At 43.9% G+C, this 17,679-nt stretch carries 17 protein-coding genes; 2 read left to right on the top strand and 15 right to left on the bottom strand.

What is annotated here, in order from left to right; all coding sequences use genetic code 11:
• Positions 1-591 precede the first annotated feature (591 nt).
• The 14 genes from AC6EJC_RS13415 to AC6EJC_RS13350 all read right to left on the bottom strand — a co-directional run bounded on the left by AC6EJC_RS13415 (position 592) and on the right by AC6EJC_RS13350 (position 15,307).
• A complete protein-coding gene (locus AC6EJC_RS13415; RefSeq protein WP_444954380.1) occupies positions 592-936 on the bottom strand; it encodes a DUF2185 domain-containing protein in 345 nt (114 codons plus the stop codon).
• Positions 937-1,244: 308 nt separating this feature from the next.
• On the bottom strand, positions 1,245-1,754 hold the full coding sequence (locus tag AC6EJC_RS13410; RefSeq protein WP_444954379.1) for a hypothetical protein: 510 nt from the start codon (positions 1,752-1,754) through the stop codon (positions 1,245-1,247).
• 8 nt (positions 1,755-1,762) lie between these two features.
• Positions 1,763-4,780 (bottom strand): phage baseplate assembly protein V, encoded by a 3,018-nt coding sequence (locus tag AC6EJC_RS13405; RefSeq protein ID WP_444954378.1) that lies wholly within the window; start codon positions 4,778-4,780, stop codon positions 1,763-1,765.
• Between the two features lie 11 nt (positions 4,781-4,791).
• Positions 4,792-5,226, bottom strand: coding sequence for a DUF4280 domain-containing protein (locus AC6EJC_RS13400; protein ID WP_444954377.1), 435 nt, complete (start codon positions 5,224-5,226; stop codon positions 4,792-4,794).
• A 27-nt stretch (positions 5,227-5,253) separates the two neighbouring features.
• Entirely contained in the window at positions 5,254-6,678 is a 1,425-nt protein-coding gene (locus tag AC6EJC_RS13395) for a phage baseplate assembly protein V (RefSeq protein ID WP_444954376.1), read from the bottom strand.
• Positions 6,675-7,334 carry a hypothetical protein gene (locus AC6EJC_RS13390; protein ID WP_444954375.1) on the bottom strand — a complete coding sequence of 220 codons (660 nt, stop codon included), beginning with the start codon at positions 7,332-7,334 and terminating at the stop codon, positions 6,675-6,677. Before AC6EJC_RS13390 ends, AC6EJC_RS13395 begins: the two co-directional genes overlap by 4 nt.
• Before the next feature lie 20 nt (positions 7,335-7,354).
• Positions 7,355-7,912 (bottom strand): hypothetical protein, encoded by a 558-nt coding sequence (locus AC6EJC_RS13385; protein WP_444954374.1) that lies wholly within the window; start codon positions 7,910-7,912, stop codon positions 7,355-7,357.
• A gap of 6 nt (positions 7,913-7,918) precedes the next feature.
• Positions 7,919-9,067 carry a pentapeptide repeat-containing protein gene (locus tag AC6EJC_RS13380; protein ID WP_444954373.1) on the bottom strand — a complete coding sequence of 383 codons (1,149 nt, stop codon included), beginning with the start codon at positions 9,065-9,067 and terminating at the stop codon, positions 7,919-7,921.
• Between the two features lie 594 nt (positions 9,068-9,661).
• Positions 9,662-10,867: a TraB/GumN family protein gene (locus AC6EJC_RS13375; RefSeq protein WP_444954372.1), complete on the bottom strand. Its 1,206-nt coding sequence runs from the start codon at positions 10,865-10,867 to the stop codon at positions 9,662-9,664.
• A gap of 74 nt (positions 10,868-10,941) precedes the next feature.
• The gene (locus tag AC6EJC_RS13370) at positions 10,942-12,270 is read right to left on the bottom strand and encodes an ABC transporter permease (protein ID WP_444954371.1); all 1,329 of its coding nucleotides are present in this window, start codon (positions 12,268-12,270) and stop codon (positions 10,942-10,944) included.
• Positions 12,263-13,165, bottom strand: coding sequence for an ABC transporter ATP-binding protein (locus AC6EJC_RS13365; protein WP_444954370.1), 903 nt, complete (start codon positions 13,163-13,165; stop codon positions 12,263-12,265). Before AC6EJC_RS13365 ends, AC6EJC_RS13370 begins: the two co-directional genes overlap by 8 nt.
• The gene (locus AC6EJC_RS13360; protein ID WP_444954369.1) at positions 13,162-14,139 is read right to left on the bottom strand and encodes an ABC transporter ATP-binding protein; all 978 of its coding nucleotides are present in this window, start codon (positions 14,137-14,139) and stop codon (positions 13,162-13,164) included. The genes AC6EJC_RS13365 and AC6EJC_RS13360 overlap by 4 nt, the downstream gene beginning before the upstream one ends.
• A 5-nt stretch (positions 14,140-14,144) precedes the next feature.
• Positions 14,145-14,546: a GntR family transcriptional regulator gene (locus AC6EJC_RS13355; protein WP_013369244.1), complete on the bottom strand. Its 402-nt coding sequence runs from the start codon at positions 14,544-14,546 to the stop codon at positions 14,145-14,147.
• A 41-nt stretch (positions 14,547-14,587) separates the two neighbouring features.
• Positions 14,588-15,307: a hypothetical protein gene (locus AC6EJC_RS13350; RefSeq protein WP_444954368.1), complete on the bottom strand. Its 720-nt coding sequence runs from the start codon at positions 15,305-15,307 to the stop codon at positions 14,588-14,590.
• 238 nt (positions 15,308-15,545) lie between these two features.
• Between AC6EJC_RS13350 and AC6EJC_RS13345 the strand changes: the two genes are divergently transcribed.
• Entirely contained in the window at positions 15,546-15,773 is a 228-nt protein-coding gene (locus tag AC6EJC_RS13345; protein WP_444954367.1) for a DUF1858 domain-containing protein, read from the top strand.
• Positions 15,774-15,787: 14 nt separating this feature from the next.
• Positions 15,788-17,047, top strand: coding sequence for a DUF438 domain-containing protein (locus tag AC6EJC_RS13340; RefSeq protein ID WP_444954366.1), 1,260 nt, complete (start codon positions 15,788-15,790; stop codon positions 17,045-17,047).
• Here the strand turns inward: AC6EJC_RS13340 and AC6EJC_RS13335 are convergent.
• Positions 17,036-17,548: a GNAT family N-acetyltransferase gene (locus tag AC6EJC_RS13335; protein ID WP_444954365.1), complete on the bottom strand. Its 513-nt coding sequence runs from the start codon at positions 17,546-17,548 to the stop codon at positions 17,036-17,038. The genes AC6EJC_RS13340 and AC6EJC_RS13335 overlap by 12 nt on opposite strands.
• Positions 17,549-17,679: the final 131 nt, after the last annotated feature.

The raw sequence follows: 17,679 nt of genomic DNA, 5'->3' as shown, positions 1-17,679 counted from the left end.
AGATGAAGATAAGAATCACCATTTACTAGTTTCAATGCTAGACTTAACCCCCATGATTTATGGATGGTGCAATGTTGTACCAATCCCTAAGGATAAAGCCAGTTAGTTATATAAATTGATATGCACTTTTTGGTATTCAACAGATATATTGTAATAGAAAGTAGTACGTTGTTCATTCGTTCCCCCATCAGGCAAAACCTTTGCCGGATTTGCCACTTGTATTATAGTGATATGGGAGTTGACCTTCCGTATTTTTAATGATGTTCAATTAAGGCCTCTTACTACAGTGGTCGATGTATGACTATGAAAACTTGCAGACTAGCTCTGTAAATCATGTCACTTGCATTATATCTATCGTCTTGGATTATTACATTGTTGCGATATATTTGATAAAAACATGAGAAACCGGAGGTAATAAAAAACAGGTCAATCATGGTGGTGCCTGACTACCATAATGGACCTGTTTAATGTAACGCATTAGCGTTATTTAGATTATAAACTTCAAGCATTTATGTGCGTACAAGCAAATAAAGAGTTATATGTGTTATTTCTTGAATGATGAAATCATTCGGTATTGGGTTACCCCATTACCTAAGTCTGTTTTAGAATCTCACCAATTGTAACCTCTTTTTCAAATAATAAGTCATAGAATCCTGTATGGACTCCTTCTTCGTATAGCCAACATAAATCTGTGCCATAAGGAGCATTAAAGATCCCTAACATGATAGGAGAAATTCCATATATAGATTCAGCACTAAGTATTGCAAAATTTCTTGAATCATTAATGTATTCTTCGTCATCATTTATAGAATAAAAATTCCATCCATTTAAATGTGGTATAGAACTTTTTTCTCTAAAAGAATATCTAATAGGTAACCCCAAAGTAATATTTTTTGAAACCAAGAAGCCACCATATTCACTGTTATTTATCTCCATCTTTGAACTCCTTTATGATATCTATGACTTCATTCCTCCATGAATATTCTTTTGAATAATCAATACACGATTTACCAGATATATATTTATTATTGTAATCCGATCCGTTCTTCAATAAATAAAAATATATTGGCTTTAATTCGTTAGTAGTAATCTTTGTTATAGTAATTGCATACTTTAAAGGTACTGCATTAAATTTATCCAAGGCGTTAATATCAATACCATTTTCAATTAAAATTTTGGTGATATCCAACATATATTCCACTGAAGGTCGCAATACATTAAAATAAAAAGTAATTTTTTTTCGGTTAGAAGTTTATTTTTTTCCAGTCAGTCTCACGTTTTTTTTCGTATGTTATAAAACCTTCAGTCGAAAACCTTTTTTCAAGCGCCCTACTAGCCTCATATTTACTACAATCCTTTTCCACATAAATTTCATCTTGTAAAAATAATACAAATATAGAACTAGATGCATCGTTATTCGCCAAATAGAAACCCAATAATTCGTTGTATTGAGTACTAAAAAACAAACCTATATACTCTATTCTGAGTTTAATATTTTCCTTAGATTCAACCAATCCTTCATAACTTGCAAATAAATTAAAATCATCCAAATCGTAAATTCTATTCACTGAGATTAACGGATTCATGCCTCTTATATACAAGCCTATAACATTATCATCATCTTTCTCAAGGAAAAGGACATGGTCTAATCTCTCATTATCATCCTCATCATGTAAATAAATAATATTTGAGATTTCTTTTTGCTCGAAAAAATAATCAAACTTTTTTGTAAAAGATATTATATAGTTATTCATAGTCGTCCTCACTCTCCAATCAAATCTAATTCGGATTTTAACTTACTTGATAAACGATCTCCTTTTTTATTTAAGAAAGTCAATATTTCGTTTGTTTGTCGATTAACTAAAACAACTGCATCCCCCTTAACAAAAGCGTCTACAGACTCGATTGTATTCCATTCAAAAGGTTTCGAATTAGCGAGATTTTTTGAGTCATTTACAATTGAGGAAACAAACTCTTTCATCCCTTCTTTATCCCCTTTTTTAACCGGAACACCTAAATCCCTTGAAGTTTCATAGATATCTTGAGCATGTTTTTTTAATTTTTTATCGAAATTCGGGCTAAAATTCGGCTCAGCCCCACTAGGTTTCGGGCCACCATTATTCGTCCCCTCAGAAGAATGATCATCCTTCTTATGCGATCCCCCTGGTGAAGCACCGTCATCTTTAGAATGATTCTTTCCTTTCCTTCCAACGGCAAATAAAAATGCTGCTTCTACTAACAGACGGGCATTTTCTTGTTTGGAGCTGTTTATCGTTTTTTCATAAGCAGCATCTGGATCCGTTATGACTTTAACAATTTTATCTGCTACGTCTTGTTTTCCTTCGATGTTATCGATCACCATTTGGCGAATATCTATATTAGGGAAATTCCGGAGCCTCTCTGCCATGTCCTCTACACTCTCATAGGCAAAGTTTTTGATTTCATTAAACACAATCCGCTCAGTCTCATCCAGGTCTTTCATAAAAGGGCTTTCCCTATACGGCCCATACTCTTTTCTATATTCGTCAATTGAATTCAGAAAATCAATTAGATATTTCTTCTGTTCTGTCGTGTACCCTTTCATATCATCCCGATACTTGGAACTCATCAAAGCTCTGTCACTATATCGAAAATGATTGTCTGTCTGCCGTTGATGTTCCATTAATGCGACTATATCTGTGGAGAGATCCTGATTATTATAATAGGCATTCAGCGCATCCTCAAACTGTTGATCCACATTTCTTTGATACCATCGTTCCCGTATATCAGAAGGAATATCGCTATAGGCTTGGACGGAAGCCTGATTGACTCCCTTTACATAGTTGATGAAGTCATGTATGGATTGTACTTCTCCATACCCTCTGGCACTCGTCCATACCTTACCAAGAAAATCCATCGTCGCATGCCGTTCACGAGCCCTCTGTTCCTCCGCGTGCGCATGTAAGGTTTGAGCAGCAACCTTGGCCGTCTTCCCCAACACCACTCCCCAACCATGGGAAGGTACGCTGGCAATCATGGACAATCCGGCTGCCGCATATTTAACTATGGATGACGGTCCAGAGGAAGCCACTTCGGAACGAATCGAAGCTATTTTTTGACTTGCTGCTTTCGGTATGGCACCCAATACAGGAATAGACGCAGCCACATCACATACTTTCTGGGCTAGTCCCAATACGCCATCGAGTAGACTAGCCTTCGGTGAATTCGGAGTGTTTACGGCTGACTTAACGGCTCCCTTATCTTTCGATGTAACGCTTGAATTGGAGCTTCCCCCTGTACTGCTGTTTGCTGCACTTTTCGCCGCCTGCGCCTCCGCATAAGCTTTCATAGACATTAGTGGTGGTTCCCAAATCGGTGCTAAATCAGCAACAAAAACCGGTCTTTTAACCGTGCCTTCCAGCTGTACTTTAGCGGACCGTATATCCGTTTCTCCATCCAACACCAAGCTACTGCTGCCCGCTTTGAAATAAATAGCCTCGGCAGCTTGAATATTCAGCTCCCCGTCTGCATGCAAGGAGAGCGTCTTGCCTGCCGACAATGACAATTCATGTTCACTGACGACCTGAATTCCTGAACCATTCATTGAAATGTGAACCTGTTCCGATTTAGCCGTCACCTTCAATTCACTGTTACTCAGCTTGATGTCCTTGCCATGAGGAGTCCCCCAATACTTGGTGGCTGGATCAGTGAGCTTGGGGGACGAGCTTCGCCCTTGTCGTATGGAACTTGCCGCATATCCATCCGCCTCCTGCTCTGTAGGGAAGCGGACAGATACTGTATCTCCTCGTTCCGGCATGACGTGCCACCCGCTATGTCCTTCGGCGGTATAACTGCTGGCATATGGAAACCACCACGCCTTATCCCGATCTTGTTTTTCATCCACTGTAAGATGAACACGGATTCGGCCTGATTTGGCTTCTATTACACGTCCTTCGAGTGAAGCTCCTGTGAGGTGAGGGCACAAAATCTCTGTTTGCTGAAGTCCCTGTTCGCGAACCAGTTCATATTCGTGTAATAGCAACCCTTTCCGCAATTCAGAAGTGACTTCTGCCACCATCCATTGCTCACCATTCCAATTCGTGAGGTCTCCGGGCCTGGCAAGCGTTTCACTCTCCATCATGTAGCTGAATTCCGCTATCCTTTTCGGATCAAAACTACGTCGAGTACGGTAAACCGGATGCTTCATCTCAACGTACTGCCCCTCAGGCATACCAAACCAGAATTTAGGTCCATTCAATGAAATCTCTGGGATCAACACCGTTCCAAACCGGGAAGCCATCCGTTTGAGAAAGGCCCAATCCGTCTCTCGATATTGTAAAGTAAATTCATGCAAGATAGTACCGTCTGTTACGTTATCGATAACATCGGCCTGATTGTACTTCTGAATGATTTGCTTGATCAAATTTCCGTAGGGCATTAAGGTATCCTGATAAGAACGTGTTACAGGTGTGATATCCAACTGAATCGTATGAGAAACGGCTTCAAGCTCCACATAATAGATGCCACGCACCATCCGTGTTTCTGCATGGACCAGTAAACCATGGAACAAAATGCGTTCAGGCTGACCATTCTCTGTTTTGGTACGGATAATGACCGGTTCGTTATCCTGATCCTGTTCTATGTAATGATCTCTCTGCTCTTCATCTAACCATCCACTGATCTTTAACCGGGCATGGTCATTTAATTTTCGTTCAATACGCAGTTCGCTTATCGTTTGAAGAGGAAATGGACCTGTACATTCCAACTCCGTATACGTTAACATCGTTTGTGTGTGATTCAACTTGTACCTCCTTACTCCAGCGTCTGGCCATCGTCTGTAATCCGAATCATTCCCCCGTGTAGGCACGCATTCGAGCATTGATCCAGCAAGGCTGGTTCTCCCTCCACAAGCACATCACTTTTGCCGCCGATCCAGGGTCCGGTGATGACCGGAACACAGTTCGCTTTTTTCACCCCGTAGATATCCACCATGTCACTGCTTTTGACCGCTGGATTAGCTGGACAGGAGCAACGACCGAAATTGCTGATATTGGTTCCTGGCAAGTAATCTGTAACGTTCATTTGCGCTTTATCTTTTACATATACTCCGTGACTGAACGGACGTTTGAGACGTGTCGGTTGCGTACCAAAGCTGCAGCTTAAGATCGCTCCAGCAACAACATATCCTTGTTTACTTCCCCGTCCAGCTTGAATAGGTTCCTTATCGGAATGAGACTTATTTGCCATTCTTCTATTCCCCCTTTCATTCCTTTCTTAGTTCGTCTTCACTTCACTGCCAAGAACATTTGTCATTCCGCCCAGTGATATGGTGCTGCCTTTGCTAGTCATTTGAATTTCATTCCCTGCCGTGATTCTCACTTTACTGCCGGAATGAATGGAAATATTTCCTCCTGCTGAGAAATGAATCTGTTTGTCGCTTACAATATGAATACCATCTTTCTCATTTAACTGTATATACACAGCTCCCTCCTTACTGGTGATTACAATTTCATCAGGAGTTAATTTGATTTCCTTACCGTGGGCCGTACGAAATAATTTGATGTCGGGATTAGCAAGAGTATGCTGCTCTACACTCTGATTCTTTTGGCGCAAAGATGTACTTGCCATGCCTTCTTCTTCCCGATGGGCAGGGAAATAGAGTAGCACGGTATCTCCCAACTCAGGCATCACGTACCATCCGCTATGTCCTTCCGCAGTATAAGGAGAAACATACGTGAACCAGTGAGCCTTCGTAGGGTCTTGAACGGCATCTATATTCAAATGTAATTTGATACGATCTCGCTCTACCTGAATGACTTTACCTGGTAAAGACAGACCAATAAGCTGTTCGTTAAAGACTTCCTTGTGCCTCAACCCCTTGTGAGAAGTTAAGGTATACACGTGTTGCAGCACACCCTTTTGCATGTGAGTGTCTACCTTGTACACGTACAAGCTTTTACCCTTAAAAGTAACGGTGCTGCCTAACTCCAAAACTTGCTCCGCCTCAACCAGATAATCAATAAAATCATGCTCGTTTACATGTGCTGTATCATTGCCGTTAAAATAACGATAATCCGCAACTCGTTTACTGACGGTATAATGATAATTCGTTAAATCAAGTCCTGACTGGGTCTCCTCAACACCAAAATAACACTTCGGCACATCAAACACAGAGGCAGGCGTGAGTGAAGTATGATAACGCGAAGCGATCCGCTTGAGGAACTCCCAATCTGTTTCACGATATTGGACCGCTATGCGACCTAAAGCTGCTCCCCCTGTAGCCGAATCAATAATGTCAAAACCGGGATAATCCCTACCTACAGCCCGCAGCAATTCCTCTACCTTCATATTTTTATCCTGAAAGGACCTGTCTTTTTTGCGAATATCCAGTTTATACGTGTGTGATATAGCCTCGACCTCCAGGTAATACACATCTCGGACAGCTTTGACTTCCATATGAAGTATCGTTCCGTTAAATAGCGGTGTTGGTGTTCCTGCCTCATCCAATTGTGATACACAAACCGGGGAATCGGCTTCGATCAATTGAACATAACTGTCCTGTAATTCTTCAGGTAAAATAGCTGTAAAAGAGAGCCGGGTATGCTCATTCAACCGCTTGGTCATACGCAATTCCTGAATACTCACCAATTCAAATGGTGTAATTTGCAGCCGATCATATGTAATGTTAGTTAATGTCATAAGGGTTTACTTTCCTTTCGCTCGGGTTCGATTTTCAACGTTAGCAGCATACTGCGGGCAACAGGCTTCCAGGTCACCATTTCTTCTTCCGTACAGTTAAACGCGCACATTAGCGCCCGTCCTTCCAATACTGTGAAAAAGGATAAATTATACATACGTGCATTCCATACAGGCGTCATGAATTCGCAGTATCCTATTCGATTCTCTCCTACCTCCAACACTTCATGGCCAAACCATTCGGTCAACTTCTGGGTTTGTTTTACCACCAGAGCCATCTCATCCGTAAAGTCCTCCAACTCTTCTGTTTGCAACGGGCTTTCGGTATGCTTGAAGGTTAAGTTAATCGTGCCTGCCTCATTAGTGAAAATAAAATCTGGGCGATGATGAGAAGGATATTTTAATAGTTGCTCGTCAATTGGCATATCCCGAAAGCTCTTTGGCATTGTTATACTGATGCGTTCATCCACTAAATACCGCTGAGCAAAAATCAGACTTTCTCCATCAAGTTGCATGAATGTTTGTAAAGGCTGCCCAAACAGTTCTTTCTCGTGTGCGTGACTCAAAGCTTCATCCTTAGTTAAGGATGGATTATTTTCGGCATTTTCTGATGTTACCGTATGTAGCAAAGAAACAATTTTCTTATCCAGATGTTCCACAAATATCTCCTCCCATTTCGTTACTGCATATCGACTTCCTGAAAGGAGATACCACTCGTTCCCCTCCGCAACAGACTTTCTGCTAATGCCAGGTTTACTAATATGCAGGTTTCACGCAACCCTTGAACTTGCAACAGGGGTCTTCCCTCAGTGCGCTCTCGATCCACTACCAGTTCCATCAATGTTCCTCCGGGATGAAATTTACTTAGCTCACCTACACAGTTCACTAAAGGGGGCTGAATCATCCAGTACAACTTTTGCTGAGAACGTTCCATATCCCGAAACAAAGCCATCCGACTGAACAGGCTCGGTGTATAGACCTGTAACAACTCATGCACAGCATCAGATACCATCATCCTGGAACCCATCAGAATATCAGGGTAAACCGTGTATTCGTGACCCTTGACCTTAAACTGTGCAGCATAAGAAGAGGGCCATTCCGTCCAATCATTTATATTTACCATCTCTGCATTGGCCTCTTCGTCCCATACGGGAACAGCAGAATATAACATCCGATCATCATGTTGACAAAGAAAAAACTCCACTATGCCACGTCCCTTCCATTGCGTCTGTCCCACATGGTTTCATCCAAATGAAGTTAGATCCCGGGCAACTGGATGCATGCCTAAACTAAATCGGGTTCCATCCAGCACCGCTCCTTTGAAACAGGCCCCCTCTATAGCTGCACCAATGAAGTCGGCCCCCTGCAATATAGCCCCGGTGAAATCTGCATCCTGTAAGTAAGCGCCCTGAAATGTGGCTCCTGTAAGATCTGCTCCTGCAAAACTTACGGGTTGAAAACCAGGTCTTTCCCATCGTTCAGACTGGTATATTCCAGGTACAGCTACTGCATCTCGAAAAGAAGCTTCTCTTAAGTTGGCTTTTTCAAAACGTGCTTCTTGTATCAAACAACCGCTGAAGTCAGCTTCTATTAAATATGCTTCATTCCAACGGGAACCAATCAAATTTCCTCCCGTAAAAACACTATTGTTAAAGGAACTTTCACTCAAATCAGCATATTGTAGACGTATTCCCTCATAATTTCCTTGAGACCCATCGATCCTGCGGAAAACCTCATGTATGTAGTCGTAGGGCTTTTTTTCCTCTAGCCAGTCTTTAATCACAATGGAGTCTTTGACACGCACATCTCGTTTATAGACGACTTCACTGTGGTCTAAATACTCTCCGATTCTCACTTCGAACACATCTTCCAACTGTATCTCATGGGCAAATTGAATTTCATCCAACCATTGTTCTGTTATACTAAAACGCGCCAAAGCAATGATATATTGATGAACATGTACTGCCACGTGCAATTTCATCCTCTGAATATCATCTAATCCGATTCTTCCACCGTATTTCTTAGCGTGCTTACTTAATTCCGTCTCCCACTCGTCCAAGTAGCGAAATGCCCAATCCGCATTATAGGTTTCTCGGCAAGTATGGAGATCCATAAACCATCTTTTATCCAGCGCCTCCACTAAATAGGTCGCCCTTCCGTTTGCTAATTCGGTACGAAGCATAGAATAAGATATATATCCCAACGCCTGTTTGTTACCTTCTTGCTGCATCAACTTGACTTTCTCAAATATCTGCCCCAGTGAATTTCGAAATGCCTTAGCCAAGGCATGCTTATGATTTTGAAAATGGGCTTCCAATGCGAATAACATTCGATGCTTTAGGGGTTCATAGATCTCATTTGTAAAATGTCGAAAAACCTCTTCACGATTCAAGTCCTATCTCCTTTCTGATTACTGCATTCGTATAAAGTTAATGCGTATAAAGTAGCTGGTTATCCTTAAATGAAGTCTAATATAAACGATATGTGAAATGATATTTTTCAAGGGTATATTTAACAATAAATCATCCTTATGTATGTATCGGACAAATTAGTGATTTTGTTTACAGAAAGAACCATAGCTGTGTTCAATGGAAAATGGGTGGGTTCACAATCGAACCCACCCACTCGGAGAAATTACATATTACTTATTTTCTTTTACCAACGACCACAGCCCACATAAGGCCCCAAACCGTCCACCCGCCCTCACAAGCTTCTTTCAACACTGGATCTATTGTACATGGTCATATAGTTGCCATTGGTTATTCCATGGCAGACTTGAGCCTATTTTTGAGTATATTAATATATTGAGGTTCTTAATATTGTTTATTTCCAACGAAAGTGTTTCATGCCGTTAACATGCTATAACGTAATATTTCAATTCGTATAGCCACTGATACTGAAATACTTTAGGGATCTGACTACTGATTGATCGTCTTCTACGCACAAAAAAAGACGAGCCAATCGACTCATCTTTTTTTGTGACTGCTTATTTTCGCACGACGTCGTAGCCCTTATCCTTCAGCAGTTGGATGACTCCATGCTCACCCAGATAGTGGCCTGCGCCAACAACGATGAAATACTCTGCTTTCTTATCACTGTTAAGATAACCCTCAATTTTATTAGCCATACCGATATTCCGATCGATCAGCATTGCTTTGTTATATTCAGGATCAGTAGCCATGCTGTCGGTGAATTCGAGCAGTTGCTCGTCATCTCCTGACTTCCACATTTCAGCCAATTGATCCACGTTGTCATCCAGCGTATCGTAATTGTCCAACGCGGTCTTCAGATTCTTCTCCTGTAGTTCCTGGGAGAAGTTATTGAACATGCCCAGCTGAGATTCGAACGATTCCAGTTCCAAGATCGGTAATTTGCGCTTCAGGGCTTTCTGAATAAAATAGAGATCAATTCCCGCTTCAGCTTTATATCCTGCCTTTATTGATTTCAGACTGCTGAGCGTCGTCTCAGCAACCCAAGGCTTATATGCATCAAACGCGTTCGGCTCCATTCCGTTTTGCTTCAGGATTTCTCCAACCTTCGCATACGTTTCCTTGGATACATGATCCTTCAGTGTCGTGCCATCCTGATACATGCCCATTTTCATAATCAATTGCTGCTGTTCTTCATCTGCTGCTTTGCTGATGTCGATCTCTACACCCAGATAATCGGCTTCAGCAAAAGCCTCCTCAAACTCTGAACGCAGTGGATAGAAACTGTCATCCGCAATGTGGATCGATCCTACGAGATAAACGGTATTCCCTTTATTCCCCACTTCCCACATGAAGCCTCGAGCGTTTTCGTTGGTTGCTTGGGAGACCAGAAGCACAGTGCGGGATTTTTGATCCCATTGAACATCGTAGCCTGCGGCGTCACCGATCACCCGAATCGGCGCATACGTCACACCGTTGATGAGTTTAGTCTTACTTTTCAGTGTAATTTTCTTTCCGTCAACAACAGCATGAATGGTTCCGCTTTGTGCATTAGTCAGCTTAATGTCCAACGATTGCAGAGTTATTTTCAGCGGTACCATAGTTGTGCCTTGCTCCACAACAGGGGCATTCATTGCAAACTCGACGTTTTCGTTATTAACCTTTAATGAAGGTTGCTGTGGAGCAGCTATTGCAGGAGCAGTTGTTGTAAGCATACCCGCCGAAATAATAAGTGATAAGAGTGTTCTTTTCCAATTTTTCATGTAGAGTTCTCCTAAATTTGTTCATCAATTGTCATTAATTATGACAACACACATGGGACATCAACAACAGCTTCTCAAATCTTGTAAGCTTTCATAGCCTTTCTTAGCTCTTTGAACGAAGGACGTTTCCCGTACATCAAGACGCCAGTACGGTAGATCTTGGCGGCAAGCCAACCGAAGAACAGAATGGAGGCGACCAGAATGGCAAGTGAAAGCCAAATTTCCATTAGACTCGCCCGTTCCAGCCCGATGCGTAACAACATAACGGTCGGAGAAAAGAACGGAATGTAACCGGCCACCTTAACGAAAATCGTATCAGGTGCGGCGATATTGAAGATACCGATATAAAAGGCCGCCAGTGACAGCACGGTAATCGGCATGATGGCCTGTCCCAACTCCTCGGTACGGCTAACGATAGAACCCACCGCAGCGAACAATACTGCGTACAGAAAGTAGCCGAGGATGTAGAATACCAGACCATAGCCCAACACCGCGATATTCAGTTGCGACAGATCCAACCCGGCTGAGCTAAGAATGACATTATTATGCGGCAGCATAAGGTTGGCACACACAACGGCTGCAAAAACAGCAATTTGCAACAGACCGACCAGGAAGATGCCGATAATTTTCCCAAACATCTGGGTCAACGGTGAAACGCTTGTGATGAGAATCTCCATGATACGTGAGCTTTTTTCCGATGTCACCTCTGAAGCAATCATATTCCCCGTCATCATGGAGGAGGTGAAGAATAAAATCATCAGTACATAGACCAAACCATAGTTAATCATAGAGGTCGCTTTTTCCTTTGTCCCCACAGCTCCCCCTGCCTCAGACGGACTGTCTACTTCCCTGCTATCCACCATTACAGGTGTGCTAATTTCACGAATTTGATCGCTGGTCAATGCATTGCCGCCCATAATGGCTTGAACCTTTGCCGCTTGAAGCCCCGTTTGCAGCAATGTGATGACAGCCGGGGACGGCTCTTTTTCTACGGATACGTACTCCACTTGGGGAAACGTTTCTCCCTTGGCGGCAGGCTCTTTGAGCTTCACATAGCCTTGCAGCTCCCCGTCTTTTAATGCTTGCTGCATTGCCAGAGTTTGTACGTTGTCATAACGTACCCAACTGGCTGCCGGGTTGGACTGCTCTTTGGTGAATTTCTCCAGTTGATCCGCAATCTCTGTTCGACTCCCGGCAATCAGTGCCAGACGATGTTGCTCGGCTGCAGATTTCCCGGAACCTCCTGCACCACCTGCCCCTTCTCCCTTAAACAAAGAAATCAAATACGGCAGATTCATGCCAAGCGTAATAAGCAAGGCCAGTACCAGCGTCGTAATGATAAAAGATTTGGTTCTCGCCTTCTGACGAAACGTAAAACCGATCACCGTCCCCAGTCTATTCATGGGAATCACCCACCTCTCTTATGAAAATCTCGTTCAGCGTAGGTTCCTTAATCTCAAAATGCTCCACATCCGTTTGCCCTAACGCCGTTTGTAAAATCAACTTTGCCGCATCCGGCTGCTCAATATGCAGCATCCAGCCGCGATCCATAGGCTCTACACGGCGCACGCCGGGCAATTGCTCCAGTCCGTTCACTTCACCTGTAGTGATGAGACGAACTTTTTCGCGTGGGTAACGGCCCTTAATCTCCTGCACACTTCCCTGCACAACGGTATTTGAACGATGCAAAATCGTAATATGGCGGCACAGTTCCTCCACATGCTCCATGCGGTGGGTCGAGAATAAAATCGCAGCTCCATCGTCCCGCAGCTCCTTTACTGTCTCCTTAAGCAGCTCGACGTTCACAGGATCAAGCCCACTGAAGGCCTCATCCAAAATGAGCAGCGTCGGGCGATGCACAACGGCAGCAATAAAACCCATTTTCTGCTGATTCCCCTTGGATAGCTCCTCAATCCGCTTGTCGTAATATTCCGGCACTCCAAAGCGCTCCAGCCAGTAACGTAGACTTTTGTCCGCCTCCTTGGCCGACATTCCGCGCAGCCTACCCAAATAGTTGATTTGCTCACTCACCTTCACCTTGGGGTACAACCCGCGCTCCTCGGGCAAATAGCCCATCGTCCGTTGAAGCTCCTTGCTGTATGGCTTGCCCTCATATTGAATGCTTCCCCCGTCAGGGTAAATCAGGCCAAGCACCATGCGCATCGTTGTCGTTTTGCCTGCTCCATTGCCTCCCAACAGTCCGTAAATCTCCCCAGCGTTCACATTCAGCGAAATTCCGTTCACTGCCGTATGGTTCCCATATTGCTTCACGACCTCTTCCAATTGCAGTATACTCATGATTGCTCTGCCCCTCTCTTCTGCATGTATGTTTCTGCATCATCTGATAGCTGTCCCGCAGACCAATGTAGTAAAATATCATCCAGCTCCAAACGCCGCACACGGATGGGACGAATGCCCGCTTGCTCCAATATGGCACTGGTTTCTCCCGCTGCTAACGTTACAATTCGCTGCAATCCGCCTTCGCTCTCCGTCTCTACAACACCCGGAAGCTCCGATGCCTCCTCTGGCGTGCCTTCAAACCACATTTCCTTGCTATTTTCGAGCAAATGGTCCTTTTCCAGCTTGCCGAGTAGCCTGCCATCATGCATCAGGACAATATAATCCGCCAAACGCTTGATCTCGTCGATGATATGAGTCGCAATAATGACCGTCGTTTTGCCGTTCTCCATACAATCCCGCAGTTCCTCCAGCATGATCTTCCAGGCAAAAGGGTCCAAACCCGACGATGGCTCATCCAGCAGCAACAAACGAGGATGAGGCGCCAAGGCAGCAGCCAGCTCAAACTTACGGCGTTCTCCCTTGGACATACGCGATAATTTCGTATATTGAGGAACCTGAAATCGTTCCATCAGACGCTGAAAGCGGGTTTCATCCCAGCCGGGATACCACAATGCTCGAAAAGCCGCTGCTGCTTTTGCCGTTAATCGATCTTCTTCACGACTCGGTTGCTCAGGCAGATACCCGATCCATTGTCGTGTATCCGCCGGCATACCGTCCGGATACGCTTGACCGAACCAACGAATCTCACCGGAATCTGGATGGATTAGCTGAGTCAGCAAATGAATCAATGTGCTTTTTCCTGATCCGTTATGTCCAGCCAAAGCGACCACATATCCTGGTTCAACCGTCAGATTAATCGGTCCAATTTTCCGGTTACCTCGGGTTTTATAGACTTGGCTTATCTCAATAATCGGTGTTTTTATCTGTATTTCCATAGGAACTTCCACATGATTATTTACATGGTTCTTCATGGGCGTCACTCCTTCACTTGGACTTCATACCTTCTCTTCACCATTTCTGCGAAAAGCTCCAACAATTCCTGTTCTGTCATCTGCACAGCTATGCCTGTGGCAATCGCCGTTTCCAATGCCTCGGTCACCGCCTTAAGGCGGTAACCTGAGCGCATATCGTCCTCGACCAGAGCTACGAAGGTGCCCGTTCCCTGTCGGGTACGAAGCAAGCCTTCATTCTCCAAATCCTGATAGACCCGCCGGACAGTGATTACGCTGCAACGGAGCGTCCCCGCAAACTCGCGAATGGAGGGAAGCAGCGTTCCCGCTGCAATTTGTCCCGTTACGATGAGTGAACGAAGCTGCTTTTCAATCTGCGCATACAGCGGTTCCGCGCTATTCTCATCAATTTGCACTGGTATATTCACCTGCTTCTCCCCCCTTTTTAGTTATCTTTTTACACATACTTCTAAGCTAAATCCCGTTTCATGAGCTTACGCTGTGTCACCCGATAAGACACCAACATTCCCAGAGCTCCTGCCAGCAGCGCTCCCCACATCACCGGAGATAACAGCTGCCATTCCTTGCTGTAAGATGCCGTTATCGATACCAGATTGGTCCCACATACTCGAACTATAATTGTAACAATCCCGCAAATTAGCATGATGACAATGGATAACCAGAAGTAGGCTTTTCCTTTTTTCAGAAATTCCAAATGAATATAAATGGCTTGAATTAACATTCCGTAGCCTATCCAGGTAAGTGCAAACGATACAAAGAAACCTGTACCGGCATATACCCGAAACGTAGCTGACAACGTAAACAAGAGAGTAAAAAATATCACACTATTCGCTAAAAACGCCAAAAGCGCCTGTTGAATTCGACTCATAATCACCGCATTCATCGGTATAGGCAAGGTGCGAAAAAAGGCTAGCATGTGCGTATAGGAATCTTCCTGCAAATATTTGAATGCACGACGGTTATAAAAGAATCCTAAAAACGGAATCAACACCAGCATGATGAAATCGGCTGCTGGACTCAAGGCTGCACGCTCACCCCATTGCACACTTACAGCAAAACTCATGGTAAACCCCAGATACGCAATAAACAGCAACGTCCACAGCATTACATATGGATTGTTGCGAAAATCCTGACGGGTAATCATCCATGCCTGCTTCATGTTTGTCATTTTCTTATCCCCCGATCCCTTCTGCACTTCCTGTAATGACGACCTCGTTCTCTCTTGAATTCGAAGGTGTTAGCACAGTATTCAGTGTTATTACTGTATATATCTTTATACACAGTATATAAACTGTGAATCACACCTGTCAACACCTGAATATAAATTGTGCGTACAATCACAAAAGCTCGTCAAGACCTATGTTACCCTGTAAATGATAAACGTTCTCAATCAAGGGGATGAACAAATGGATAAGATACTGCATTGGGATGAGCCGATATTTAACCTTGTTAACCGTTATCCCGAAGTGAAGGGCATTATGGTAGAACTAGGTTTTCATGATATCGCCAAGCCTGGCATGTTACAAACCGCAGGTCGTTTTATGACACTGTCTAAAGGTATTGCATTGAAAAAAGTAGCTATGGAAACCGTGCAGCGCACGTTTTTGCAACATGGTTTTACCATTCAAAAATAAAGGAGCGAACCATCATGAGCGAGCTGATTAACAACCGCGAACACACAGCAAAGGAACTCACAGAACGCCAGCAAATATTAAAGGAAATTATGAAGGAACTTCATGACGGGAAAAGCGTGGATGAAGTCAAAGCGCGCTTCGCAGTGGCAGTTGGCGGGGTAAGTGTGGCAGAAATTTCAGCCATGGAGCATGCCCTGATGACTGAGGAGGGGATCCCCGTGTCGGAAGTGCAGCGTCTTTGTTCCGTGCATACATCGATATTCAAGGGTTCCATTGAGGATATTCACCGTCCTTCAGGACCGGAGGAACAACCGGGGCATCCCGTTCATACATTCAAGCTGGAAAATCGGGAGATCGAACGATTGGTCAACTTCCAGTTGGCACTGCACGCGGACCAATTTCAAAGGGACGACAGCCCCAAAATCATTTACAAGCTGCTGGAAGATTTAAGTCTGCTGCTCGATCTCGACAAGCACTATAGTCGTAAAGAAAATTTGGTCTTTCCTTATCTAGAACGCTATGGAATTTTTGGCCCAACCAAAGTCATGTGGGGTGTGGACGACAGCATTCGTGCCGCGATCAAGGAGGCGAAGAGTCTGCTCGCCGAATATAACGGAGATCGTGAACGGATTGGGAAGGCGCTTGCCCATATCATGAGCGAAGTGAATGAAATGATATTCAAAGAAGAGAATATTTTGCTGCCGATGGCACTCAGTAAGCTGACAGAGGATGAATGGCTGAAAATAGCCCGGGAAAGCGAGGAAATCGGGTTCTGCCTGACCGCGCCTGAACGTGAATGGATACCTGAACGGGCAGAGGAACCCGCAGAAGCCCTTGAGCAAACAGAAGGCGCATCAGGAACGCCACAAGGCTTCGTGCGATTCGAGACGGGGATTGTATCCGTACAACAATTGGAACTGTTGTTGAATCATCTACCCGTTGACCTGACTTTTATCGATGAAAATGATGTTGTTCGCTATTTTTCCCATGGTAAAGAACGAATCTTCGCGCGCACGAAAGCCGTCATTGGTCGTACCGTTCAGAATTGCCACCCACCCCAAAGCGTGCATGTCGTTGAGAAGCTACTGGAAGATTTTAAGGCAGGCCGCAAGGATGTTGAAGATTTTTGGATTCCGATCAAGGACAAATTTGTCTATATCCGTTATTTTGCCATCCGTGATGCTGAGGGACACTATCTGGGAACGTTGGAATTTACGCAAAATATCGCACCGATTCGTGCCTTGGAAGGACAAAAGCGTATTCTATCCGAATAGTATCCAACCGTAAGCCAACATGTTCAGGTTTTTGCCACTCATATTTATAATATGTTGTTCTACTATAAGTTTGGCTCCCAGCCTTTCATAAAAAGTACATGCTGGATTATCTGCTAGCACCCATACGATTACAGAGTGAATATCCATACTATTGAAATGTTGAAGCAGACGTAAAAACAGTCTCTTCCCCAAGCCTAAACTATGGTATTCACTCAAAACGTAAATAGCCGTTATTTCTCCCCCATACGGGGGATATTCACCTGACTTTTCCGGACCTCCACTCACAAATCCGATGATTTCCCCCTTCTCATTTTCAGTAACATATACCCGATGACCGTCTTCACTGGATAGATTCGCATTCCACAGTTCTGTTCTTTGCTCATAGGAAAGCTGTTCCAGAACCTGGGCAGGCATTATATCTTTGTACGTCGTCCTCCAGCAATTTACGTGCACCTTGGCGATGCCCTCGGCATCTGATATCGTTGCTTCCCTGATGATCATGTGAGTTTCACTCCTAGTTCCCAATATTATGCTTTCTTTTATACCGACGATCCGAATCTTGATCTATAATAAGAATGTTCATTGTTTAGTGAAGTTGGATACTATAACAGTTCACTATACTACTCATTCAT

The sequence above is a fragment of the Paenibacillus sp. TY11 genome, from assembly GCF_059772165.1.
The sequence above is the reverse complement of the archived record's forward strand: the minus strand, read 5'-3'. Positions and strand labels throughout refer to the sequence as shown.

Coding starts and splice junctions, on each gene's coding strand:
- AC6EJC_RS13410 (WP_444954379.1), bottom strand. CDS start 1,754: ATGAATAACTATATAATATCTTTTACAAAAAAGTTTGATTATTTTTTC.
- AC6EJC_RS13340 (WP_444954366.1), top strand. CDS start 15,788: ATGAGCGAGCTGATTAACAACCGCGAACACACAGCAAAGGAACTCACA.
- AC6EJC_RS13415 (WP_444954380.1), bottom strand. CDS start 936: ATGGAGATAAATAACAGTGAATATGGTGGCTTCTTGGTTTCAAAAAAT.
- AC6EJC_RS13395 (WP_444954376.1), bottom strand. CDS start 6,678: ATGACATTAACTAACATTACATATGATCGGCTGCAAATTACACCATTT.
- AC6EJC_RS13345 (WP_444954367.1), top strand. CDS start 15,546: ATGGATAAGATACTGCATTGGGATGAGCCGATATTTAACCTTGTTAAC.
- AC6EJC_RS13360 (WP_444954369.1), bottom strand. CDS start 14,139: ATGAAGAACCATGTAAATAATCATGTGGAAGTTCCTATGGAAATACAG.
- AC6EJC_RS13370 (WP_444954371.1), bottom strand. CDS start 12,270: ATGAATAGACTGGGGACGGTGATCGGTTTTACGTTTCGTCAGAAGGCG.
- AC6EJC_RS13375 (WP_444954372.1), bottom strand. CDS start 10,867: ATGAAAAATTGGAAAAGAACACTCTTATCACTTATTATTTCGGCGGGT.
- AC6EJC_RS13365 (WP_444954370.1), bottom strand. CDS start 13,165: ATGAGTATACTGCAATTGGAAGAGGTCGTGAAGCAATATGGGAACCAT.
- AC6EJC_RS13400 (WP_444954377.1), bottom strand. CDS start 5,226: ATGGCAAATAAGTCTCATTCCGATAAGGAACCTATTCAAGCTGGACGG.
- AC6EJC_RS13350 (WP_444954368.1), bottom strand. CDS start 15,307: ATGACAAACATGAAGCAGGCATGGATGATTACCCGTCAGGATTTTCGC.
- AC6EJC_RS13335 (WP_444954365.1), bottom strand. CDS start 17,548: ATGATCATCAGGGAAGCAACGATATCAGATGCCGAGGGCATCGCCAAG.